This is a genomic window from Amycolatopsis plumensis (assembly GCF_042652605.1).
GTDB lineage: Bacteria > Actinomycetota > Actinomycetes > Mycobacteriales > Pseudonocardiaceae > Amycolatopsis > Amycolatopsis plumensis.
In genome coordinates, this window is the sequence record NZ_JBHSJY010000001.1 from 2,008,840 (window position 1) to 2,030,640 (window position 21,801).

Consider the following 21,801-nt stretch of genomic DNA (forward strand, 5'->3'; position numbering starts at 1 on the left):
TCCGTTGTTATCGTGCCCTATCGCATCCGATGCTGCCCGCCCGGAGGGGCCGTGCTGCCGGTTGGCGCCGTTCCACCAGCACGCCGGCACCCGTCGTCATCGTCGGTATCCCTCCGACACCACCGACGCGCAGTGGACGATCATCGATCCGCTGCTCCCGGACCCGGCCTGGCTGACCGGCAGCGGCGGCCGCCCGGAGCGCCACTGCCGCCGCAGCATCGTCGACGCCATCTTTTACGTGGTGGACAACGGCATCAAGTGGCGGGCCCTGCCCGCGGACTTCCCGCCCTGGTCCACCGTCTACAACCACTTCCTCGCCTGGGAGAAAGCCGCCATCACCCAGGACGTACTCGACATCCTGCGCGACCGGGTCCGCATCGCCGAAGGCCGCCGCGCCGAACCCACCGCCGCCATCATCGACTCGGCCACAGTCAAAGCAGCCGAGACCGTCGGGCGCGCAAGCCGCGGCTACGACGGCGGTAAGAAGATCAACGGCCGGAAACGCCACATCGCCGTCGACACCCTCGGGCTGCTGCTGGGCGTGCTGGTCACCGCCGCCTCCGTCCAGGACCGCGTCGCCGCCCGCCCATTGCTGCACTGGCTCAAAACCACCAGCGGCCGCATCCAGCTCGTCTGGGCCGACGGCGGCTACCTGGGCACCCTGCTGGGCTGGGCCACCCACGTCCTGCACATCACCATCGAGATCGTCAAACGCAACGACGACACCACCGGCTTCGTCGTCCTACCCCGCCGGTGGGTCGTCGAGCGCACCCTCGCCTGGATCGTCCGCCACCGCCGCTGCGCACGCGACTACGAACGCCTACCCCAACACCACGAAGCCATGGTCCGCTGGAGCATCATCCGCATCACCAGCCGCCGCCTCACCCAACACACCTAAGCTCAGGAACAGCCTCTAACACTGTTTCTCACTCACGACCCGCGGGAGGTGCGGCACAGTGATGGCATGACCGATCTTGAGGGCACGCAGCTCTTCCACCGCTCCATGCCGTTTTCGGAACGCCTCGGCGTGGAGGTGCTGGAGCACGGGCGCGAGCTCGTCCGCAGCCGGCTGAAGTGGGACGAGAGCCTCTGCACGCTCGGCGGCGCGCTGCACGGGGGCGCGCTGATGGCGCTGGCCGACTCGACCGGCGCAGTGTGCGCGTTCCTCAACCTGTCCGAGGGCGGCCAGGGCACGACGACCGTCGAGTCGAAGACGAACTTCCTGCGTGCGGTGCGTTCGGGCTACGCCGTTGCGTCGTCCAGACCACTGCACGCGGGCCGCAAGTTCGTCGTGGTGGAAACCGAAATCCACGACGACGACGGCAAGCTGGTCGCGAAAGTGACACAGACCCAGGCGGTTCTGTAGGTACCTGTTTACATACCCGGCCGGACCGGCGAAAATCTCTGGCTACTGGGTGGGTCGAGCAGGGAGCCGCGATGCGCGTACGCAAGTTGTTCACCTTATTGTCAGTGGTCGTGTTGTCCGCGGTAACCGCACAAGCCGCCGAGGCCGGCCCCGTCCGGCCCCGCGACGACGAGGCGATCGACTACCACGAGTGGACCGGCGGCCGCTTCCACGAAGGCCACTTCGCCGGGGTGGCGCTGAACCGCGACGGCCTGCGCCTCACCCACCCGATCGGGACGGTCGAGCACACCGAGCCGGAACTGGGCACGACGAGGACCTACGAATACGGCCAGTGGACGTCGCCGGTGTACCGGCAGGGCTTCGGCGCGACGCAGCTGGTGGCGTCGTGGAACGCGAAGACGCCCGCGAAGACCTGGCTGCAGGTCGAGGCGCAGGGCCGGACGTCGGCCGGCGCCGAAACGGCGTGGTACGTGATGGGCCGCTGGGCCAGCGGCGACGCCGACATCCTGCGCACCAGCGTCGACGTCCAGGACGACGCGAACGCCATGGTCGACGTCGACACGCTGGTCACGAAGGCGGGCGTGACGCTGAAGGCGTACCAGCTGCGGGTGAGCCTCTACCGCGAAGCCGGCTCGGGCGCGACACCGTCGGTGAGCTTGCTGGGCGCGATTACTTCGGCCGTCCCGGACCGCTTCGAGGTCCAGCCGACGAAGCCGGGGCGTGCCACCGGGATCGAGCTGAAGGTGCCCGCGTACGCGCAGAACCTCCACAAGGGACAGTTCCCCCAGTACGGCGGGGGCGGCGAAGCCTGGTGCAGCCCGACGTCGACCGAGATGGTGGCCGAGTACTGGGGCAAGAAGCCGTCGGCGGCGGAGATGTCCTGGATCCCGGCGGACTACGTCGACCCCCAGGTGGCCTTCGCGGCGCGCTACACCTACGACCACGCCTACGACGGCACCGGCAACTGGCCGTTCAACACCGCGTACGCGGCTTCGCGCGGGCTGCGCGGCCACATCACGCGGCTGCACTCGCTGAACGAGCTGGAGAACTACATCGCCCGCGGCATCCCGGTGATCACATCGCAGTCGTTCCTGTCCTCGGAGCTCGACGGCGCCGGCTACGGCACGTCGGGGCACATCATGGTCGTCATCGGCTTCACCAAGGACGGCGACGTGATCGCGAACGACCCGGCGTCGAGCAGCAACGACCGGGTCCGCAACGTGTACAAGCGGGACCAGTTCGAGAAGATCTGGCAGCGGACGAAGCGCTACCGCGCGGACGGCACGGTGGCGAGCGGCCCAGGCGGCATCGCGTACATCATCACGCCGGCCTGACCGGTTCGGCGGGGCGCCGCGGCGGCGCCCCGCCGGGCTCACCACGTCTTGCCGGCCTGCTCCCGGATCGCGCGGTTGACGCGGTTGAAGAAGCCGGTGAGCGCGATGTGCGTGACGATCGCGGACAACTGCTTCTCGTCGAAGTGCTCGGCCGCGGCCGCCCAGATCTCGTCGGTCACGCCGGGCTGGCCGTCCTGGATCCGCGTGGCGGCTTCGGTCAGCTCGAGCGCCGCCCGCTCCGGCTCGGTGAAGAACGGCGTCTCGCGCCAGGCGACGACGCTGTGCAGCCGGTCATCGGTCTCGCCCTGGCGCTTGGCGTTCTGGACACCCGCGTAGGTGCAGGGCGCGCAGCCGTTGATCTGGCTGGCCCGCAGGTGGACCAGCTCGAGCAGCAGCGGGTCGACGCCCGCGGCGTGCACCGCTTTGTAGAGCTGCTGGACCGCGCCGGTCACGTCGGGGTCGCTCTGCGTCTTCAGCCGTGGTTCCATCGGTTCCTCCATCGGTTACCTGTGCCCCTCCGGGCCCGTCATGTCCACGACGGAGCAGAAGCGAGGAAGGTAACGACCATGACCGACAGGTTGGCGTCGACGTTCGAAGCGCAGCGCGACCGGCTGCGCGCGGTGGCCCACCGGATCCTGGGTTCCCACGCCGACGCCGAGGACGTGGTCCAGGAGGCGTGGCTGCGCCTCTCCCGCCAGGACGCGGCGACGATCGACAACCTCGAAGGCTGGCTGACGACGGTGGTCGGCCGGATCAGCCTGGACGTGCTGCGGTCGCGCCGAGCGCGTCCCGAGGGGGCGTACGAGGAGATCGTGGTGGAGGCCGACGACGACCCCTCGGCGGACGCGGAGCTGGCGGATTCGGTGGGCCTGGCGCTGCTGGTCGTGCTGGAGACGCTGGGCCCGAGCGAGCGGCTGGCGTTCGTGCTGCACGACCTGTTCGCGGTCCCGTTCGAAGAGATCGGCCGCATCCTGGGCAAGTCGACGGCGGCGGCCAAGATGCTGGCGAGCCGGGCCCGCCGCAAGGTCCGGACACCCGCACCGCCGACCGGACCTTCCCAGCGAGAGGTGGTCCAGGCCTTCCTGACGGCGGCCCGCGACGGCGACTTCGAGGAGCTGCTGCGGGTGCTCGACCCGGACGTCCGCTTGACGATCGACACGCCGGACGGAGTGGTGGTGGTCCTGGGCGCCACGAACGTGGCGGCGGGCGCCCGCTTCGGAGCGGCCAACGACGGCCGCCGCGTCCTGGTGGGCGGCCTGCCCGGTGTGGTGGCGTGGCGCGCGGACGGGACGCCGTTGTCGGTGGTGGCGTTCACCGTGGTCGACGACCGGATCGTGAGCATCGCGGCGGTGGCGGACCCGGTGAAGCTCGCGTCCATGGCCCTGCCGGAGCCGCCCGGAACCGTCGGTGGTGCCCGGTAAGCTGGAAACCGGGGGCCGGAGGCCAGCCCGCGGGCGATCGCAGCAGGCCCGGAAGGACGAGCCGCCACGATCACGAGGCCAGGTAGAACTCGCAAGCCCGCGCCAACACGGCCCCGACCGGCCGTGAGCCACCACCCCCGCACCCGCCCTCCTGCACACCGTCGCCCCGGCCACCGACCTCAATGCCCAAGACCCCGCCACCTGAACGACCACAGTTGCGTATAGCGCAACACGTTGCGCACAACGTCACTCATGCGGATGTCGCCATCTCCGCATGATCCGTGATTAGCTGCGGTCGACCAGCAGCGCAGCCGGAAGGTGGTTCGAATGCCGTACGAGGTCCAGGGGGTCGTTTCGCGGGCGAAGGGCGAGCCCGTCTCGCTGGAGACCGTCCTCGTGCCCGATCCCGGTCCCGGCGAAGCCGTCGTGAACGTCCAGGCCTGCGGGGTCTGCCACACCGACCTGCACTACCGCGAGGGCGGCATCAACGACGAGTTCCCGTTCCTGCTCGGCCACGAGGCCGCCGGGGTCGTCGAGGCCGTCGGCGAAGGCGTCACCGATCTCGAGCCGGGCGACTACGTCATCCTCAACTGGCGCGCGGTCTGCGGCACCTGCCGGGCCTGCAAGCGCGGCAAGCCGTGGTACTGCTTCTCCACCTTCAACGCCGCCCAGCCGATGACCCTCCAAGACGGCACGAAGCTCTCGCCCGCCCTCGGCATCGGCGCCTTCCTCGAGAAAACCCTTGTCCACAGCGGACAGTGCACGAAGGTCGACCGCGCCGCCGAGCCCGCGGTCGCCGGGCTGCTCGGGTGCGGGGTCATGGCCGGGCTCGGCGCGGCCATCAACACCGGCGCCGTCACGCGCGGCGACTCGGTCGCCGTCATCGGCTGCGGTGGCGTCGGCGACGCCGCCATCGCCGGTGCGAAACTCGCCGGGGCCACCACGATCGTCGCGGTCGACATGGACGACCGGAAGCTCACCTGGGCGAAGGACTTCGGCGCGACGCACACCGTCAACAGCAAGGGCCTCAGCGAAGCGCAGGTCATCGAAGCCCTGCAGGACGCCACCAGCAGGTTCGGCCCCGACGTCGTCATCGACGCCGTCGGCCGCCCCGAAACCTGGCGGCAGGCGTTCTACGGCCGTGACCTGGCCGGCACGGTCGTGCTGGTCGGCGTCCCGACGCCGGAAATGCGGCTGAACGATCTGCCGCTGATCGACTTCTTCTCGCGTGGCGGCTCGCTCAAGTCGTCCTGGTACGGCGACTGCCTGCCCAGCCGGGACTTCCCGATGCTCGTCGACCTCTACCTGCAGGGCCGGCTCCCACTCGACAAGTTCGTCACCGAGCGGATCGGCGTCGACGGCGTCGAGCAGGCCTTCGAGCGCATGCACCACGGCGACGTCCTGCGCAGCGTGGTGACGTTCTGACGCTCTTCACCGACGACGAGTACCCGGCCGAGCCCTACCCGGGCACCCGGCCGGGCCACTCGTTCGTGCACGTCGACGGCGTCGGGCACCCGCTCGACACCGCCCCCGACGGCTGGCGCGACCGGATGGCCGTGCTCGCCTACGGCTCGAACGCCAACCCGTCGAAGATCACCTGGCTGCGTGTCCGGCTCGGGCTCGAAGGCCCGGTCGTCGTGGCGCACGCGCGCTGCGCGGGACTCGCCGCCGTCTGGGCGGCCGGCTTCCGCGTGGTCGACGACCAGCGCCCGGCCACCCTCACCGCGCTCGACGGCGTCGAGGAGCACGCCATCTGGTTCGTGACGCCGGACCAGCTCGCGGTCCTGGACCGCTGCGAAGGCCGCGGCACGCGCTACCACCTGGCCCGGCTGACCGACCCCGACATCACCCTCGAAGACGGCACGTGCCTGACCGACGTCCACACGTACGTCGGCGCCGCGCCGATCCGCTACCCCCTGCTGGTCGACGGCGCGCCGGTGCGCACGGCCGACGTCCCGCAGGCCGAAGCGGCGCTGCTCGACGGCGTCGCGGCCGACGGGCACGGCGTGCCCTGTGAAGTCGTCACACCAGCTTTCCCGGGTTGAGGATCCCGGTCGGATCCACAGTGGACTTCGCGGCCCGCAGCACCTCGACGCCGAGCGAGCCGATTTCCGCGCTCAGGTAGGGCGCGTGGTCGACGCCGACGGCGTGGTGGTGCGAGATCGTGCCCAGCCCGGCGATCGCCTCGCAGGCCGCCGCCTTCGCACGCTGCCACTGGCCGACCGGGTCGGTTTCGTCGCGGGCCGTCAGCACCGTGAAGTACAGCGACGCGCCTGTTTCGTACGCGTGCGAAATGTGGCACATGACGATCGACCGGCCCAGCGAGGCCGTCAGCGCGGCGCGGACGTCGTCGCGCAGCTCGTCCACATTGGACCAGTAGGCGGCTGTCTCGAGCGTCTCGACGCAGACGCCCATGTCCAGCAACGTGTCGCGCTGCCGCGGACCGGCGAACCGGCCGTGCCGCCACGATTCACCGAGCGCCTTGCCGACGCGCACGGCACCGGAGGCCTTCAGCCGACGAGCCGTCTCACGGCGGCGCAGCGCCACGTCGTGCGCGGTGCCTTCCCAGCCCACGATAAGGAAACACGGCCGCCGCACGCCCCGCGCGGCGAGGTAGCGGCGCAGCGCCGCCGTCTTCAGGCCCGCGTTCAGCGCGAGGGACACCTCGGTCTCGTCCACATCGGACAGCCGGGTGACGTCGGCGAGCGCGTGGTGCTGCGCGAGGTCCCGCACCGCTTCGGCGCCGGCAGCCCAGCCGGGCAGCGCGTAGCCCTCGTACCGCCGGACCGGCGGCGCCGGACGCACCCGCAGCGCGACCTCGGTGATCACGCCGAGCGTGCCCTCGCTGCCGATCGCGAGCTGGCGCAGGTCCGGCCCCGCCGCGGACGCCGGGGCGACGCCGAGCTTCCACGGGCCGCGCGGGGTGGCCAGCCGGACGCCGGTCACCATGTCTTCGAACCGCCCGTACCCCGACGACGCCTGGCCGGCCGAGCGCGTTGCCGCGAAGCCGCCGATCGTGGCGCGCTCGAACGACTGCGGGACGTGCCCGAGCGTCAGGCCGTGCCCGGCGAGCAGCCGCTCGGCTTCGGGCCCGCGGACGCCGGCCTGCAGCACGGCGATGCGCGACTCGGCGTCCACCGACACCAGCGCGTCGAGCCGGACGAGGTCCAGCGCGATCACCGACGTCTTCTCCCCGCGCAGCGCCGCGACGCCGCCGACCACCGACGTCCCGCCACCGAAGGGCACGACTCCGACGTCGTGCTGGACGCAGGCGTCGAGGACCGCCTGGACCTCGTCGGGGTCCGCGGGCAGCACGACGGCGTCGGGCACCGGGAAGTCCGCCGAGGGCGAACGGCGCCGGAGGAGGTCGAGGTAGGACAGCCCGGTGGCCCGCGCCAGCCGCGCCGGGTCGTCGACCAGCACGTTCTCCGCGCCGACCACTTTCGCAAGCGCTTCCTCGGCCGGTTTCGCCAGCTTCGGTGACGGTATTTTTACCGGCATTTCGTCCGCGGGAGCGCCACCGGGGACCACGGGGCCGATACGCTGGTCGAGCCACCTCGCCGCGCGTGCGGGCAGCGGGGCGGCGCCGGCGGCTTCCTCGGTCCAGGACCGGCGGAGGCGGTGGTCAATGAGAGCGTTCACGACTACAGTGTGACACATGGACGTAAAACGTCACACCATGCAGGCGGCGGGTTCCTCCGCGCTCGCGGACACCCGCAACCGCCAGACGGCGACGCGAGTGGCCGATGACGTGCTGCTCGACGCCGCGCGCTCGTGCGTGCTGGCCGTCGGTGTGCGCCGCACCACACTCGCCGAAATCGCCCGCACCGCGCGCGTCAGCCGGATGACGGTCTACCGCCGTTTCCCCGACGTCCGCAGCGTGCTCTCCGCGCTGATGACCCGCGAGTTCAGCGGGTTGCTGCGCACCGCGAGCGAAGGCGGCGCCGACGCCGCGCACAGCCGCGACCGGCTCGTGCTCATCGCGGCGGCCGGCGTCCGGGCGCTGTCGACCGACCCGCTGTTCCGCACCCTGCTCGACGTCGACCCCGAGCTGGTCCTCCCGTACATCGTGGAGCGGCTGGGCGCGACGCAGAAGTTCGCCGAGCAGGCGCTGCACGGGCTCCTCGAAGCCGGCCACCAGGACGGCTCGATCCGGCGGGCGCCGGTCGCGGTGCAGTCGCGGTCAGTGCTGCTGGTGGTCCAGTCCTTCGCGTTCTCGCTGCGCCCGGCGACCGCGGACGTCGACGAGGCGGCCCTGATGGCGGAGTTCACCCACGTGCTCGACGCGGCTTTGCGGCCATGACGCCCGGCTCGCTCAACGCGCGGCGCCGCGAACGCGAGCTCGCGGAGCTGGCGTCGGGCGAGCGCGTGGACATCGTCGTGGTCGGCGGCGGCGTCACCGGCACGGGTATCGCACTGGACGCGGCTTCGCGAGGCCTGTCGGTGGCGCTCGTCGAGGCGCACGACCTGGCGTTCGGGACGTCGCGCTGGTCGTCGAAGCTGGTCCACGGCGGCCTGCGCTACCTGGCGCACGGGGAATTCGGCTTGGCGCACGAGAGCGCGGTGGAGCGCGGGATCATGATGACCCGCACGGCCCCGCACCTGACGCGGGCGATGCCGCAGCTGTTCCCGTTGTACCCCAGCACTTCCCGCGTCCAGGAGAAGGTGGTCGCGGCCGGTTTGCGCGCCGGGGACGCCCTGCGCCGGGCGGCGCGCACACCGTCGTCGGTGCTGCCGGGGCCGCGCTCGGTTCCCGCTTTGGAGGCCCTGGCGCTGGCACCCGGTCTTTCCGCTCACGGTCTGCGCGGCGCTTTGCTGGCCTACGACGGCGCTCTGGTCGACGACGCGCGCCTGGTGGTGACCCTCGCACGCACGGCGGCATCGTTCGGCGCCCGAATCCTCACGCGGCTGTCGGCTTCGTCGATTTCGGCGGACCGGGTCCAGGTGCGCGACGGCATTTCCGGTTCCACAGTGGACATCCACGCGCGGCAGGTGATCAACGCGACCGGGGTGTGGGCGGGAACGCTGACGGGCGCGGTCCGGCTGCGGCCGTCACTGGGTTCCCACCTGGTGCTGGCGCCGGGGACGGTGCCGATGGGGACGACGTCGGTGAACATCGGCGTGCCCGGCGAGACGAACCGGTTCGTCTTCCTGCTCCCCCAGCCGGACGGCCGCGTTTACTTGGGACTGACGGACGAGCCGGTATCGGGTCCCATTCCCGCCGTACCAGTGGTTCCGGAATCCGATGTGGACTTCTTGCTGTCGCTGGCTTCGTCGGTGCTCGCCCGGCCGCTGACCCGGGCCGACGTGGCCGGGTCGTACGCGGGGCTGCGGCCGCTGGTCGAGGGAACCGGCGGCCGGTCGGCGGACCTGTCCCGCAAGCACGCGGTGCTGGCGGGATCCGACGGACTGTTGACGGTGGTCGGAGGCAAGCTGACCACGTACCGGCGGATGGCCGAGGACGCGGTCGACGCGGCGGTCCGCTTGGCGGGCCTGACGGCTTCCCCGTGCCGCACGGCGAAGTTGCCTTTGCTGGGCGCGGCTGCCCGATCTCATTTGTCACTTGTGGACGCATCGCCGCGACTGGTGGCCCGGTACGGCACGGAGGCGCCCCGGGTGGCGGCGCTGGGCGAGCTGGACAAGGAGTTCGCGGCCCCGGTCGGACCGGGAACCGAGATCACGGCGGCCGAGGTGGTGTGGGCGGTCCGGAACGAGGGCGCACTGGACGTGGAGGACGTACTGGAGCGCCGCACGCGGCTGTCATTGATCCCGGCGGACGCAGAAGCCGCACGGGAGCGGGTGGCGGAGCTCGTCGACAAGTCGTTGGCGGGCTTGGCCTGAGTCCTGCAGCCGCGACGGCCGACGCTCCGCCTTTTCAGGTGCCTCACCGGCGCGAACGGGACGTTGACGCCCGAACCTGCACCCCACCCAGACCCCTCCCTGCACCCCGATACGAAGCCACAACACGGCCGGCAGTGCCGGGTCAAGGCACGCTTTCCCGCCTTGACGCGGTACTGCCGGCCGTAGTCACAATCGCGGCTTCGGGGTGGTGGACACCAACCCCCTCCCCCGCCCTCCCAAGGGGGGCGTCCCCAAGTCCAGCCTATCGCCCCCCACCCACAAAACACCCAAAAAGCACACCCGGCACCTCACCTGTCCACACCCCACCGCACTTGTGCACAACAGACTTGGTGTTCTCTTGGGTTGACGACTCGTTGGGTTTTTGCAACAGTACGTCCATGAGTCCGGTCAGACGCGGCAAAGAGCTGCCGATCTACAACCGGCTTCCCGTGCTTCGGGCCGAGCGCGGGATGACCAGGGCCGCGCTCGCCAGTGCCGTCGAAGTCAATCCGCAGACCATCGGCGCGCTCGAGCGGGGTGACCACTACCCGAGCCTGGATCTGGCGTTCCGGATCTGCGCGGTGTTCGACCTGCCCGTCGAGGCGGTCTTCAGCCGCGAGCCGTTCACGCCGCTTTCCACCCAGGTCTACCGCGAGGGGGGAGCATGACCGAGCAACCGGGCCGTCTCGCGGCCTACTGGGAACGCCAGCTCGACAAGCTGGAAGAAGCCGAACGGAAGCGGTCGCGGAAACTGCCGGGCTGGCGCACGCGGAAGCACCGGCGGGCACTGGTCGTCGTGCTGGTCGCGGCCGATCTCGCCCTCGTCGCGGGGGCCACCCAGTTCAAAGCCGACCCGGGCTGGATCTTCCCGGCCTTCTGGCTCACCGGCCTGTTCGCCGGCGGGTTCGCGTTCATCACGCTGCGCGTCCTGACCGGCCGGATGAGCGGCAGCTTTTCGCGCCTGCTGGACGAACGCGAGCGCGAGTGGCGCCACCGCGTCACCTACATCGGCTACCAGGCGCTCAGCTACCTGATGCTGATCGCGATGTTCTACGGCCGGATCGTCGCCGACACCGCGGCCGGCGGCGCGATGATGCTGTCCGCGCTGCTGGTCACCGGCACCACCATCCCGGCCATCGTGCTGGGCTGGTCGCTGCCGGACGACGATCCCGAAGATTTCGAGGAGGGGATGGGGAATGCCTGAGGGGACACTGGAGATCGACCGGATCTCGAAGCGCTACGGCGCCAAGGTCGCGCTGGACGGCGTCTCGTTCGACGTCCGCGCCGGCGAGCTGTTCGGCTTCGTCGGCAGCAACGGCGCCGGCAAGACCACCACCATGCGGATCGCGCTGGGCGTGCTGGCCGCCGACGGCGGCGAGGTGCGCTTCGACGGCAACCCGGTCACGCACGAGACGCGCACGCACATCGGCTACATGCCGGAAGAACGCGGGCTGTACCCGAAGATGAAGGTGCTCGACCAGCTCGTCTACCTGGCCGAGCTGCACGGACTGAGCGCGAACGAAGCCCACCGCAACGCCGAAACCTGGATCACCCGGCTCGGGCTGGCCGAGCGCCGCAAGGACGAGGTGCAGAAGCTGTCCCTCGGCAACCAGCAGCGCGTCCAGCTCGCCGCCGCGCTGGTGCACGACCCGGCCGTGCTGGTGCTCGACGAGCCGTTCTCCGGCCTCGACCCGCTCGCCGTCGACGTGATGAGCGGCGTCCTGCGGGAGAAGGCCGCCGCGGGGGTGCCGGTCGTGTTCTCCAGCCACCAGCTCGACCTCGTCGAGCGGCTGTGCGACCGGGTCGGGATCATCCGCGGTGGCCGCATGGTCGCCGTCGGCACCGTGGACGAGCTGACCGCAGGCGCGCGCAGCAAGCTCGTCGTGACCGCGCCGTCCACGAACAACGGCTGGGCCGCGGGCCTGCCCGGCGTGCGGGTGCTGGAGCAGCACGGCCCCACTACCGTGCTCGACCTCGAACCGGGCGCGGACGACCAGGCCGTGCTCGCCGCCGCGCTGGCGACCGGGCCGGTCACCGAGTTCAGCCGCCGTCGCCGTTCGCTCACCGAGCTGTTCCGCGACGCCGTGTCCGAGAAGGGGGAACCGCGATGAGGACGCTGAGTGGCCGCCGCGCTGTTTGGCTGGTGATGAAGCGCGAGCTGAACACGCGGCTGCGCACGCGGTCGTTCGTGGTCGGCACCGGCGTGCTGCTGGTGCTGCTGCTGGGGTACGTCTTCTTCCAGACGTCGCTGGCCAGTTCGTCGGACAAGAACACGGTCGGGCTGACCGGCCAGGCGATCGGGATCGCCCGTCAGCTGCAGACCGAAGCGGCGCTGTCCGGCCGCGAGATCAGCACGGTCGTCGTCACCGACCCGGCGGAAGGCCGGCAGAAGGTCGAAGACGGCGACCTCGACGCGCTCGTCTCCGGCAGCGCGGCGCAGCTGACCGCCACCTACAAGTCCTCTTTGGACGACCAGCTGCGCCGGGTGCTCGACCAGGTCGCCCAGCAGCAGGTGCTCGACGGCGTGCTGTCGTCCGCGCAGCTCGAGCCGGCCGAAGTGATGGCCCGGGTCGACGCCACCCACGTCCGGGACGACGCCCTTTCGCCGCAGCCGGCGGACCAGACGCAGCGGCTGGTCGTCGGGCTGGTCGTGGCGTTCCTGCTGTACATGAGCATCATCACCTACGGGATGATGGTCGCCCAAGGCGTGGTCGAGGAGAAATCGAGCCGGGTCGTGGAGATCCTGCTCGCCAGCGTGCGGCCGTGGCAGCTGCTGCTGGGCAAGGTGATCGGGCTCGGCCTGGTCGGCCTGACCCAGCTGGTCATCCTGGCGGTGGTCGGACTGGGTGCCGCGTCGGCCACCGGCGTGTTCACGCTGTCCGGCTTCGCGACCGGCGCGGTGCTGTGGGGCCTGCTCTGGTACCTGCTGGGTTTCCTGTTGTACGCCACCATCTACGGCGCGCTGGGCTCGCTGGTGTCCCGGCAGGAGGACACCCAGTCGGTGGTCGGGCCGCTCAACATCATCCTGGTCGTCGGGTTCATCGCCGGGTTCAACCTGCTGGTCCAGAACCCGGCGGGCTCGGCAACGAAGATCGTCTCGTTGATTCCGCTGCTGTCGCCGATCCTGATGCCGGCCCGGATCTCGACGGGCGCGGCGGCGGGCTGGGAGATCGGGCTGTCGCTCGCGCTGACCGTCGCGCTCGTCGCCGTGCTCACCTGGATCGGCGGGAAGATCTACGGCAACAGCGTGCTGCGGATCGGCAGCCGGATCAAGCTGAAGGAGGCCCTGCGTGGCTGAGGTGCGGGCGGCCGAGCCGGAGGACGTGGGTGCCATCCGCCGGTTCGGCGAGGCGCACGTCCGGGCCCACTACGCCCCGCTGATCGGCCCGGCCGCGGCGGACGCGCAGGTCCGCGACTGGTGGAACGAGACGCACATCGGCGCCGCCGTGGCCGCCGGGCTGGTGGTCGTTGCCGAGGCAGACGGGGAGCTCCTCGGCGTCGGCCAACGCGGCCGCAGCGGCGCCGATCACGTGGTGTACAAGCTCTACGTCCACCCCCGGCAGCGCGGCCACGGGCTCGGCCCCCGGCTGCTCGAAGCCCTGACCGCGCACCTGCCCGCCGACGCGGAGCGGCTGTACATCGAGCACTTCGCGGCCAACGAGCGGGCCGGCGCGTTCTACGAGCGCGAAGGCTTCGCCGTGGACCGGATCGAGCCGAGCGCAGGCGGCGATCCCGCGCTCGCAGTCGTCTGGCGCGCCAAACCGCTCGTGAGTGTTTAGGCGGGTTAGAGCCTGTTTTTGATGCCGTCTGTGGGTATGGGTCGGGCCTCTGCTAATGATCTTGACACCACATCATGATCACGACCAGCAGAGGCCCGGTCTTCTTTGTACCCTGCCGCCGGTAAGGCCACGTCAGCGGGCTGTCGTCCGCGTCGCTACCCCTCCGACACCAGCGATGCCGAGTGGGCGCTGCTGGAGTCGCTGCTGCCCACGCCCGCGTGCGAGACCGCGGCAGGTGGCCGTCCGGAGAAACATCCCCGCCGCGCGATCGTCGACGCCTTGCGTTATGTCACCGACAACGGCATCAAATGGCGGGCGTTGCCGCCGGACTTCCCGCCGTGGCAGACGGTGCATGGGTTCTTCACCCGCTGGTCCAAGGCCGGGGTGTTCGAGCGGATCCGGGACCGGCTGCGGGAGAGGATCCGGGTGAAAGCGGGACGCAATCCCGCCCCGAGCGCGGCGGTGATCGACTCCCAGTCGGTCAAGGCCGCCGAGACCGTCGCCCGCGCCGGCCGGGGTTATGACGGCGGGAAGAAGATCGACGGCCGCAAACGCCACATCGCCACCGACACCCAAGGATTGCTGCTGGTCGTGCTGGTCACCGCGGCCAACCTGCAAGACCGCACTGCCGCCCGGTTGCTGCTGCCCGCGCTGCACGCCGCCCACCGCGGCGTGCGATGGGTGTGGGCCGACGGCGGCTACACCAGCGCCGACCTCGTCGGCTGGGCCAGGAAAACCCTGCGGATGACACTCGACATCGTCAAGAAAATCGTCGGTCAGAAAACCTTCGTCATCCTGCCCCGGCGCTGGGTGGTCGAACGCACCTTTTCCTGGATCACCCAAGCCCGCCGCAACGTCCGCGACTACGAACGCCTGCCCGAGCACTCCGCAGCCTTCATCAACCTCTCCATGATCACTATCATGACCAGGCGCCTGACCCGCCAGAAACAGCGGGCCAGGACCACCTAACCAAGATCCAAGACAGGCTCTTAGAACCCGCCTTACCACTCACGAGGTGATCTTGCCGTACCGCTCCAGGGACACCTGGCGCTCGTGGGCGTGGTCGACCATGGGTTCCGGGTACTCCTCGGGGCGGTTCTTCGGCTGGTGCACCGCCTTGCCGGGCACCGAACGCAGCTCCGGCACGTACTTGCGCACGTAGTCCCCCCGCGGGTCGAACTTCTCCCCCTGGATCGTCGGGTTGAAGACGCGGAAGTAGGGCGCCGCGTCGGTGCCGCAGCCCGCCACCCACTGCCAGTTCAGCTGGTTCGACGCCAGGTCGCCGTCCACCAGGTGCTTCATGAAGTGGCGGGCGCCAAGCCACCACGGCAGGTGCAGGTCCTTGACCAGGAAGCTCGCGACGACCATCCGCACCCGGTTGTGCATCCAGCCCTCGGCCAGCAGCTGCCGCATTCCGGCGTCCACGATCGGGTAACCCGTCCGGCCTTCGCACCAGCGCGAAAAGGCCTCGCGGTCATTGTCGTACTTCATGCCGTCGAAGCGCTTGTCGTAGTTCTCGCGGGCCGTTTCCGGGCGGTGCCACAGGACGTCGGCGTAGAACTCCCGCCAGCAGATTTCGCTGCGCAGCGACTTCGCGCCGGTGCGATCGTCACCGGACAGGTCCGCCAGGATCGTCCGCGGGTGGATGCAGCCCCAGCGCAAATACGGGGAAAGCCGTGTGGTGCCTTCTCGGTCCGGGCGGTCGCGGTCCTCGTCGTAGGTCTCGATGCCGTCGGCGAGGAACGCGTGCCAGACGTCCAGCGCCGCCTGCTCGCCCGGCTCGGGCAGAGCCGCGGAAACCCGAGGCGGGCGCGGGATTTCCAGCGAATTCGGTGGCGCCATCCAGTCCACAAGGGACGATCCCGTGTCGGCGGGCGAGTGCCACCCGTGTGCGGTCCAGGCGCGGAAGAACGGCGTGAAGACGCGGTACGGGCTGCCGTCCGGCTTGGTGACGCGCCCGGGTGTCACCGCGTAGGGCGCGCCCGTCTCGACCCAGTCGATGTTGTGCTCCGCCAACGCTTCCGCCACCGCCGCGTCCCGGCGACGGCCGTAGGGACCGGTGTCCGCGCTGACGTGCACCGCGGCCGCGCCGATCTCGCGCGCCGCACGGACGACTTCGGTCGCCGGATCGCCGCGGACCAGCATCAGTCGGCCACCGAGCTGGTCGTTCAGCTTTCCGAGACAGCCGTACAGGAACGCCTCCCGCGGCGCGCCACCGGGCTTCAGCAGCGCCTCGTCGAGGACGTACAGCGCGAGCACGTGCTTGCTGTGCTTCGACGCCTCCAGCAGCGCGGCGTGGTCGCCGAGCCTCAGGTCACGGCGGAACCACAGGACGACCGGCGCTTCTCGAGTCACGACGGACAACGATAAACGCCCCGCCGTGCGGGTGCACGACGGGGCGTTTCCGGAAAACGGATCAGCGCTCGGACATCGGGACGTAGTCCCGCGTCGCGTGGCCGGTGTAGATCTGCCGCGGGCGGCCGATCTTGGTGGCCGGGTCGTTGATCATCTCGCGCCAGTGCGCGATCCAGCCCGGCAGGCGGCCGAGCGCGAACAGCACCGTGAAGAACTTCGTCGGGAAGCCCAGCGCCCGGTAGATCAGGCCGGTGTAGAAGTCCACGTTCGGGTACAGCTTGCGCTCGATGAAGTACTCGTCGGAGAGCGCGGTCTCCTCGAGCTTCTTGGCGATGTCGAGCAGCTGGTCGCCGCCCTTCAGCTTGCCGAGGATCTCGTCGGCGGTGTTCTTGATGATCTTCGCGCGCGGGTCGTAGTTCTTGTAGACCCGGTGCCCGAAGCCCATCAGCTTCACGCCCTTTTCCTTGTTCTTCACCCGCTCGACGAACTTGGCGACGTCGCCGCCGTCGTTCTTGATGCCCTCGAGCATGTCGAGCACCGCGGCGTTGGCGCCACCGTGCAGCGGACCGAACAGCGCGTTGATGCCGGCCGAGATCGAGGCGAACAGGTTCGCCTCGGAGGAGCCGACCAGGCGCACGGTCGAGGTCGAGCAGTTCTGCTCGTGGTCGGCGTGCAGGATGAACAGCAGGTCGAGCGCCTTGACGACGTCCGGGTCGACGTCGTACGGCTCGGCCGGGAAGCCGAACGTCATCCGGAGGAAGTTCTCGACCAGGCCGAGCGAGTTGTCCGGGTACAGCAGCGGCTGGCCCACGGACTTCTTGTACGCGTACGCGGCCAGGGTCGGCACCTTGGCGAGCAGCCGGATCGTGGACAGCTCGACGTTCGGCTCGTCGAACGGGTCGAGCGAATCCTGGTAGAAGGTCGACAGCGCCGAAACCGCGCTGGACAGGACCGGCATCGGGTGCGCGTCGCGCGGGAAGCCGCTGAAGAACGCCTTGAGGTCCTCGTGCAGCAGCGTGTGGCGCTGGATCTTCTCGGTGAAGTCGGCCAGCTGGGTCTCGGTCGGCAGCTCGCCGTAGATCAGCAGGTAGGAGACCTCGACGAAGGTCGACTTCTCGGCCAGCTGCTCGATGGGGTACCCGCGGTAGCGGAGGATGCCGGCGTCACCGTCGATGTAGGCGATGGCGGACGACGCGGCACCGGTGTTGACGAAACCGGGGTCGTAGGTGATGTACCCCGTCTGCGCCAGCAGCTTGCCCAGCTCGATCCCCGGCGCGCCCTCGACCGGGTGGACGATCTTGAACTCGTGCTCGCCACTCGGCAGGGTCAGCTTCGCGGTTTCTCCGCCGGACTGCCCCGCAGTCGTCGCGTCGGACATGCAAGTCCCTCTCACGTTGGGCACGGGCCGGCGGCGCCTGTACGTTCCACAGGTAGCCACGTGTTCACGCGAGGAAACACTGGCGCCTCGCTGCACACCGCCCCGCTGGGGTATGAAGAATGCCCCTCAACGTTAGTCGAGAAACCCGCCTTCGCGCAGCGGTGACGTTGCTCCTGGGGGCCCCTTTGGGACCAGGTTCACACGGTGGCCGCCATGTCGGCGGACGTGGGCGGCTCGGCGCCGCTGCGGGACACGGTGATCGACGCCGCTTTCGCCGCGAACCCCAGCGCCTCGCGCCACGCGCCGGCGTCCAGGGACGCCAGGTCGGTGGCCTCGCGGGTGTGCAGCCAGGCCAGCAGCGCGCCGTGCACGGTGTCCCCCGCGCCGATGGTGTCCACGACCGTCACTTTTCGCGACGGCACGTGGGCCAGCTCACCTGCGGCGGTGATCACCGAGAGCCCGTCGGCGCCCCGGGTGAGCACCACGGCGTCCACACCGGACTCGATCCACGTCTTCGCCGCGGCGACCGGATCGGCGCCTTCGGTCAGCCACGCGGCGTCGTCGTCGGAGATCTTGAGCAGCCGGACGTCCGGCAGCCAGGACGCGAACCGGGCCCGGTAGGCGGCCGGGTCGGTGATGAGCGCCTCGCGGATGTTGGGGTCGAGGACGGTCAGCACGCCGCGGGCCGCTTCGCGCCGCAACATCGCCTCGTACGCCGAGGCGCCGGGTTCGAGGACCATGCCCAGCGTCCCGAGTGAGAGCGCTGTCACATCGTCGGCCAGCGGACCCGGGTCCGTGACCAGCCGGTCGGCGGTGCCCTCGACGTAGAACGTGTAGCGCGCGGCGCCCTTCGCGTCGAGCGCCACGACGGCCAGCGTCGTCGGCTCGTCGCCACGCTGCAAGAGCGAGGTGTCGACGGCGGAGGCGTGCAGGCGCTCGATCATCGCGTCGCCGAAGCGGTCGGTGGACACGCGGGAGAAGAACGCCGCCGGCACGCCCAGGCGCCCGGCGGCCAGCGCGACGTTGTACGGGCCGCCGCCCAGCCGGGGCAGCAGCGCGCGCAGCCCACCGTCCACAGTGGAATCCAGGGGGTCGCCGGGAACCAGGTCGACCAGAGCTTCTCCGCCTACGACGATCACGCCGGGAGTTTAATGGAGTTCCGGCTGACAATTCCTGTCCGCTATTTGTTCAGCCCGCCCAGCAGGAGTTCGCCCAAAGCGGTGAACGCGTCGGCGTCGGACACGTCGGTCCGCTGGGCGAGCACGCCGGTCTGGATGCCCTCGATGATCAGCCCGGTCATCTCGGCCACCAGCCGCGCGTGGACGTCGCGGAACACCCCTTCGGCCACGCCGGCGTCGATGAACTGCCGGAGCCGTTTCGCGGCGAACCGGCTGTTGAGCTGGTAGGCCTCCCGGGCCGGACCGAACTCGGCGAGGTCCCGCATGAAGGCCGCGGACGCGCGGTTGAGGTGCTCGGCGACGCCGGCCAGGTACTCGCCGATGAGCTTGCGGGCGTCGTCGATCCCGGCGATGCGCTCCTCAATCCGCTCCGCGGCGCCCCGGAAGAACCGGGTGACGACCTTGACGGCGAGCTGCTCCTTGCTGGGCGCGAGCGCGTAGAGCGTCGACTTCGAGCAGCGCAGGCGGCCGGCGAGGTCGTCGAGGGTGAAGGCGGCGAAGCCCTCGGCCAGGAAGAGCGCCTCGAGATCGCCGAGCAGCGCCTGCTGGCGAGCGGTCGGGCGTCGTCGGGGTTCGGGGCGCATCGGCTCACTATCTCCTACGTCTTCCGGCCACCCCAGGTCAGTCGTACTGTACTCTAGACCGACCCACAGTACTGTTTTCAGTACCGCTTCTGGAGGACAACGATGCCCGCCGAACGCCTGCTGCCCTCGTCGGAAGCCGAGGAACTGGTCGCGCTGACCAGGGAGATCGCGCGCGACGAGCTCGCGCCCCGCGCGGCAGCGGCGGAGGAGGCCGAGCAGTTCCCCCGCGAGCAGTTCCGCCTGCTCGGCAAGTCCGGCCTGCTGGGCCTGCCGTACCCGGAACGCTGGGGCGGCGGCGACGTCCCGTACGAGGTCTACCTCCAGGTCCTCGAGGAGATCGCGGCGGCGTGGATGACGGTCGGCGTCGGTCTGTCGGTGCACACGATGTCCTGCTACGCGCTGGCGGAGTACGGCACCGACGAGCAGCGCGAGCAGTGGCTGCCGGACATGCTCGAAGGCTCGCTCTTGGGCGCGTACGCGCTGTCGGAGACGCAGGCGGGCTCGGACGCGGCCGCGCTTTCGACGCGCGCGCGTCTCGACGGCTCGGACTACGTCGTCAACGGCACCAAGGCGTGGATCACCCACGCGGGCGTCGCGGACTTCTACACGACGATGGTCCGCACGGGCGATTCCGAGATCTCGTGCCTCCTGGTCGACTCGTCGACGCCGGGGCTTTCGGCCGCACCGCGCGAGCGGAAGATGGGCCTGACCGGCTCCCCGACGGCCCAGATGATCTTCGACGGCGCACGCGTGCCCGCTTCGCGGCTCCTGGGCGACCCCGGGGCCGGGCTCCGCATCGCGCTGTCGTCGCTGAGCTCGGGCCGGCTCGGGATCGCGGCGTGCGCGGTGGGCCTGGCGCAGGCGGCGCTGGACGAAGCAGTGGCGTACGCGAAGGGCCGTTCGCAGTTCGGCCGCCCGATCATCGACTTCCAGGGCGTCGAGTTCCTGCTGGCGGACATGGCCGCGACGGTGGAGGCGTCCCGGGCGCTGTACCTGGACGCGGCCCGGCGGCGGGACCGCGGGATGCCGTTCAAGCGCCAGGCGTCCATCGCCAAGCTGGTGGCGACGGACGGCGCGATGAAGGTGACGACGGACGCCGTCCAGGTCCTCGGCGGCGCCGGGTACACGCGGGACTTCCCGGTGGAGCGGTACATGCGCGAGGCGAAGGTGCCGCAGATCTTCGAGGGGACGAACCAGATCCAGCGGGTCGTGATCGCGCGGGAGCTGAAGAACGCGTAACCCGATCCAGCGACCGGTGTCGCGCTTCGGGGACGGCTAGCGTTTTCCTATGCCTGGTCATCTGCTGACCATCGAGGAGTACGCCGCACTCGACGGCCCCGGCTTCACGGAGCTGGTGGAAGGCCGCCTGGTGACGTCCCCCGGTTCCGGCCGACGGCACGACGTGGCGGTGTGCCTGCTGGCCGCCCAGCTCGAGCGGCAGCTGCCGCGCGGGCTCGCGTTCGTCGTCCGCGCCGAACTGGACCTGTGCCTGGCCCCGGACGGTGCGCCCGGCTTCGCCCGCCGCCCGGACCTGATGGTCGTCGGCCGGGCGGCGCTCACCCGCGCCGTCGGCTTGGTGCGGGCCGACGAGGTGCTGGTCGTCGCCGAGGTCGTGGCACCGGATTCGAAGCGGACGGACTACGTCGTGAAGCACGACGAGTACGCGGATGCGGGCATCCCGCACTACTGGATCGTGGACCTCACCGGCCCGGTCTCGCTGGTGGCGTGCCACGCCGGCGGTTCCGGCTACCTGAACGCACCGGCGATCACGAAAACCTTCGCGACGGACATCCCGTTCCCGGTGCGGCTCGACCTCGACGCGCTGGCCCCGTGAGCGCACCGGATTCACCACGTCGAGGCAACGGTGTCACACGCTCGGTACAGATAGCGTTACTCATGGTTGCACCTGAGCCGTGAGACAATGCCGGGCGACGTGAGGAGCCGCTGTGATTGCACTTCCCAAGCCGGGCACTGCTCGACGGTGGGAGATCCCGGATCACCTGCTGACGATCGAGGAGTATGCGGCGCTCGGTGAAACCGACACAGGTTTCACCGAACTCGTGGAAGGCCGCGTCGTAATGTCCCCCAGCCCCAGCCGAAAGCACAACAAAGCCGCTTACTTGTTGGGCCGACAGCTGGAATCGCAGCTGCCCGCGGAACTCGACTTCACCCCGGATATCGACGTGGACCTGGGTCTGGCACCCCGGGGTGAACCGGGATTCTCGCGCCGTCCCGACCTGTTGATCACCTACCGCGAGGCGAGCGCTCGCGTGGATGAAGAAGGCGACATGTATCGCGCCGCTGAAGTGGTCGTGGTCGTCGAAATCGTGTCACCGGGCTCGAAGCGCACCGACTACCAGGTGAAGCACGACGAGTACGCCGACGCGGGCATCCCGCACTACTGGATCATCGACATGAGCGAACCCATCTCGCTGGTCGCCTGCCACCAAGCCGGCGAATTCGGCTACATGGACGCCGCCGCGGTCACCGGGACCTTCACCACCGATGTCCCGTTCCCCGTCAAGCTCGACCTGAACGCGCTCCTCGACTGATCGGGCAGCACGC

At 70.1% G+C, this 21,801-nt stretch carries 23 protein-coding genes; 17 read left to right on the forward strand and 6 right to left on the reverse strand.

The genetic code is table 11. The features are described from left to right. Positions 1 to 61 precede the first annotated feature (61 nt). From ACFPLC_RS09330 to ACFPLC_RS09340, 3 genes are all read left to right on the forward strand, one after another. Positions 62 to 898, forward strand: coding sequence for an IS5 family transposase (locus tag ACFPLC_RS09330; RefSeq protein ID WP_378199566.1), 837 nt, complete (start codon positions 62 to 64; stop codon positions 896 to 898). Between the two features lie 66 nt (positions 899 to 964). Then, on the forward strand, positions 965 to 1,366 hold the full coding sequence (locus ACFPLC_RS09335; protein ID WP_378199563.1) for a PaaI family thioesterase: 402 nt from the start codon (positions 965 to 967) through the stop codon (positions 1,364 to 1,366). A 71-nt stretch (positions 1,367 to 1,437) separates the two neighbouring features. Further along, positions 1,438 to 2,700 (forward strand): peptidase C39 family protein, encoded by a 1,263-nt coding sequence (locus ACFPLC_RS09340; RefSeq protein ID WP_378199560.1) that lies wholly within the window; start codon positions 1,438 to 1,440, stop codon positions 2,698 to 2,700. A 38-nt stretch (positions 2,701 to 2,738) separates the two neighbouring features. On the opposite strand, the gene ACFPLC_RS09345 is transcribed toward ACFPLC_RS09340, so the two are convergent. Beyond that, positions 2,739 to 3,188 carry a carboxymuconolactone decarboxylase family protein gene (locus ACFPLC_RS09345; RefSeq protein ID WP_378199557.1) on the reverse strand — a complete coding sequence of 150 codons (450 nt, stop codon included), beginning with the start codon at positions 3,186 to 3,188 and terminating at the stop codon, positions 2,739 to 2,741. A gap of 78 nt (positions 3,189 to 3,266) precedes the next feature. On the opposite strand from ACFPLC_RS09345, the gene ACFPLC_RS09350 reads away from it, so the two are divergent. The 3 genes from ACFPLC_RS09350 (at position 3,267) to ACFPLC_RS09360 (ending at position 6,166) form a co-directional block, all read left to right on the forward strand. After that, entirely contained in the window at positions 3,267 to 4,121 is an 855-nt protein-coding gene (locus tag ACFPLC_RS09350; RefSeq protein ID WP_378199554.1) for a sigma-70 family RNA polymerase sigma factor, read from the forward strand. A 327-nt stretch (positions 4,122 to 4,448) separates the two neighbouring features. Beyond that, positions 4,449 to 5,546 carry an S-(hydroxymethyl)mycothiol dehydrogenase gene (locus ACFPLC_RS09355; protein WP_378199551.1) on the forward strand — a complete coding sequence of 366 codons (1,098 nt, stop codon included), beginning with the start codon at positions 4,449 to 4,451 and terminating at the stop codon, positions 5,544 to 5,546. 65 nt (positions 5,547 to 5,611) lie between these two features. After that, on the forward strand, positions 5,612 to 6,166 hold the full coding sequence (locus tag ACFPLC_RS09360) for a gamma-glutamylcyclotransferase family protein (protein WP_378199548.1): 555 nt from the start codon (positions 5,612 to 5,614) through the stop codon (positions 6,164 to 6,166). Here ACFPLC_RS09360 and ACFPLC_RS09365 read toward each other — a convergent pair. Next, positions 6,144 to 7,763: an FAD-binding oxidoreductase gene (locus ACFPLC_RS09365; RefSeq protein ID WP_378199545.1), complete on the reverse strand. Its 1,620-nt coding sequence runs from the start codon at positions 7,761 to 7,763 to the stop codon at positions 6,144 to 6,146. The two genes, ACFPLC_RS09360 and ACFPLC_RS09365, sit on opposite strands and share 23 nt — an antisense overlap. A gap of 97 nt (positions 7,764 to 7,860) precedes the next feature. Between ACFPLC_RS09365 and ACFPLC_RS09370 the strand changes: the two genes are divergently transcribed. The 8 genes from ACFPLC_RS09370 (at position 7,861) to ACFPLC_RS09405 (ending at position 14,710) form a co-directional block, all read left to right on the forward strand. Beyond that, on the forward strand, positions 7,861 to 8,424 hold the full coding sequence (locus ACFPLC_RS09370; protein WP_378199876.1) for a TetR/AcrR family transcriptional regulator: 564 nt from the start codon (positions 7,861 to 7,863) through the stop codon (positions 8,422 to 8,424). Continuing rightward, a complete protein-coding gene (locus ACFPLC_RS09375; RefSeq protein ID WP_378199542.1) occupies positions 8,421 to 9,962 on the forward strand; it encodes a glycerol-3-phosphate dehydrogenase/oxidase in 1,542 nt (513 codons plus the stop codon). Before ACFPLC_RS09370 ends, ACFPLC_RS09375 begins: the two co-directional genes overlap by 4 nt. A 398-nt stretch (positions 9,963 to 10,360) precedes the next feature. Further along, entirely contained in the window at positions 10,361 to 10,630 is a 270-nt protein-coding gene (locus ACFPLC_RS09380) for a helix-turn-helix transcriptional regulator (RefSeq protein ID WP_043776467.1), read from the forward strand. Beyond that, positions 10,627 to 11,166, forward strand: a complete 540-nt coding sequence (locus tag ACFPLC_RS09385) for a hypothetical protein (RefSeq protein WP_378208268.1) — start codon at positions 10,627 to 10,629, stop codon at positions 11,164 to 11,166. The genes ACFPLC_RS09380 and ACFPLC_RS09385 overlap by 4 nt, the downstream gene beginning before the upstream one ends. Further along, positions 11,159 to 12,073: an ABC transporter ATP-binding protein gene (locus ACFPLC_RS09390; RefSeq protein ID WP_378208271.1), complete on the forward strand. Its 915-nt coding sequence runs from the start codon at positions 11,159 to 11,161 to the stop codon at positions 12,071 to 12,073. Before ACFPLC_RS09385 ends, ACFPLC_RS09390 begins: the two co-directional genes overlap by 8 nt. Further along, the gene (locus ACFPLC_RS09395) at positions 12,070 to 13,260 is read left to right on the forward strand and encodes an ABC transporter permease (RefSeq protein ID WP_191306874.1); all 1,191 of its coding nucleotides are present in this window, start codon (positions 12,070 to 12,072) and stop codon (positions 13,258 to 13,260) included. The genes ACFPLC_RS09390 and ACFPLC_RS09395 overlap by 4 nt, the downstream gene beginning before the upstream one ends. Next, positions 13,253 to 13,741, forward strand: a complete 489-nt coding sequence (locus ACFPLC_RS09400) for a GNAT family N-acetyltransferase (protein ID WP_378208274.1) — start codon at positions 13,253 to 13,255, stop codon at positions 13,739 to 13,741. Before ACFPLC_RS09395 ends, ACFPLC_RS09400 begins: the two co-directional genes overlap by 8 nt. A gap of 105 nt (positions 13,742 to 13,846) precedes the next feature. Continuing rightward, entirely contained in the window at positions 13,847 to 14,710 is an 864-nt protein-coding gene (locus tag ACFPLC_RS09405; RefSeq protein WP_378235780.1) for an IS5 family transposase, read from the forward strand. Between the two features lie 39 nt (positions 14,711 to 14,749). On the opposite strand, the gene ACFPLC_RS09410 is transcribed toward ACFPLC_RS09405, so the two are convergent. The 4 genes from ACFPLC_RS09410 to ACFPLC_RS09425 form a co-directional block, all read right to left on the reverse strand. Further along, positions 14,750 to 16,096, reverse strand: a complete 1,347-nt coding sequence (locus ACFPLC_RS09410; protein ID WP_378193750.1) for a cryptochrome/photolyase family protein — start codon at positions 16,094 to 16,096, stop codon at positions 14,750 to 14,752. 61 nt (positions 16,097 to 16,157) lie between these two features. Next, entirely contained in the window at positions 16,158 to 17,474 is a 1,317-nt protein-coding gene (locus ACFPLC_RS09415; RefSeq protein WP_378193753.1) for a citrate synthase, read from the reverse strand. Between the two features lie 197 nt (positions 17,475 to 17,671). Continuing rightward, complete coding sequence (locus tag ACFPLC_RS09420; protein ID WP_378193756.1) at positions 17,672 to 18,613, reverse strand: carbohydrate kinase family protein; 942 nt, start codon at positions 18,611 to 18,613, stop codon at positions 17,672 to 17,674. A gap of 41 nt (positions 18,614 to 18,654) precedes the next feature. After that, entirely contained in the window at positions 18,655 to 19,236 is a 582-nt protein-coding gene (locus ACFPLC_RS09425; RefSeq protein ID WP_378193759.1) for a TetR/AcrR family transcriptional regulator, read from the reverse strand. Positions 19,237 to 19,338: 102 nt separating this feature from the next. On the opposite strand from ACFPLC_RS09425, the gene ACFPLC_RS09430 reads away from it, so the two are divergent. The 3 genes from ACFPLC_RS09430 to ACFPLC_RS09440 all read left to right on the forward strand — a co-directional run bounded on the left by ACFPLC_RS09430 (position 19,339) and on the right by ACFPLC_RS09440 (position 21,788). Further along, a complete protein-coding gene (locus tag ACFPLC_RS09430; protein ID WP_378193762.1) occupies positions 19,339 to 20,475 on the forward strand; it encodes an acyl-CoA dehydrogenase family protein in 1,137 nt (378 codons plus the stop codon). A gap of 49 nt (positions 20,476 to 20,524) precedes the next feature. Beyond that, entirely contained in the window at positions 20,525 to 21,070 is a 546-nt protein-coding gene (locus tag ACFPLC_RS09435) for a Uma2 family endonuclease (protein ID WP_378193764.1), read from the forward strand. Between the two features lie 112 nt (positions 21,071 to 21,182). Beyond that, entirely contained in the window at positions 21,183 to 21,788 is a 606-nt protein-coding gene (locus ACFPLC_RS09440) for a Uma2 family endonuclease (protein WP_378193767.1), read from the forward strand. The last annotated feature ends 13 nt before the right edge of the window (positions 21,789 to 21,801 follow it).